The sequence below is a fragment of the Oleiphilus sp. HI0061 genome (assembly GCF_001635675.1).
Genome location: NZ_LWFE01001510.1, coordinates 1 through 995 on the forward strand (window position 1 = coordinate 1; position 995 = coordinate 995).

Consider the following 995-nt stretch of genomic DNA (forward strand, 5'->3'; position numbering starts at 1 on the left):
CCAAGGGCAGAGCTATTCTTTCTCAGGGGGCTTTTCTTACTCTCTTTCTTATGACACCTCTTTAAGTATATCGACCCAGGTTGGTTATAGTACTGAAACTAAATTAACTTTCGTTGGTTCGGGGACGGCAGTTTCGCCTGACTCGGTGAGTGGTTCGATGAACTTCTCACTGGGTATTCGTGTTGACCCTAAGACGATTACAAACGTTAGCTTTGGCTTTGGGCTTACTGAAGATGCGTCTGACTTAAGTATGGGGATCTCTTATCCAATTAATATAGGTGCTTTCAACTGGTAATCATGTGTCAGGAGTAAGGTGATGACTGCTTTGCTCTCGAGCGCACTTGTTTAATCTTTAGAATAGTAATGGGAAAAGGAATTAATTGGTGAAATCATTGCATTGGAAAGTAAAGAAACTGCTGGTGGTCGTATTGATTGCTACGTTTGCTTTCCCTCCCCAAGTTGTAGCTCAGCTAGCGAACGGCATTACGATTGATACTAAGGCTCTTTCCTTGGGTAATGCGATGCAGGCTGACGTAAATCCTGGTGTTTCAGCGGTTTACCATAACCCCGCTCAGCTTACCCGACTCAAAGAGCGTCACTTTGAGGTTGATCAGTTATTAATTGGTTTGGATCTTGATGCCGTATTTACTGCCCCTGATGACTATCAGTTGTTTGGTTTAGATGGTACAGGCTTTAATACCTATGACCCTACCGTACCGAGAGACCCTGTAGTAGGAGGCGATGGTCGAGGTAAGAGCCATACTAACAGGCTTTCTTTATATCTACCTGGCTTTGGTTTGCAGCAATGGGTGTGGAATGGCCCAACGATACTACCTCCGCAGATTGGCTTTTCGGTAAACCCTCCTGGTTCAAAGTTTACTTTTGCAAATAAAAATTATATCCACTCCGCTTTAGCTTTGTACAAAGAGCTGGAAGACCCTGGTCGATTTTTGGGTAAAGAAGCAGCAATTCAGCGTTTTACTTACTTTTCTCCG

Annotated in this window: 2 pseudogenes; both read left to right on the forward strand. The window is 43.8% G+C overall.

Annotated features, from left to right (window positions below):
• Positions 1–295 (forward strand): annotated as a pseudogene (locus A3735_RS31320) (transporter); the annotation flags it as partial.
• A gap of 88 nt (positions 296–383) precedes the next feature.
• A pseudogene (locus A3735_RS23490) lies at positions 384–995 on the forward strand (aromatic hydrocarbon degradation protein); the annotation flags it as partial.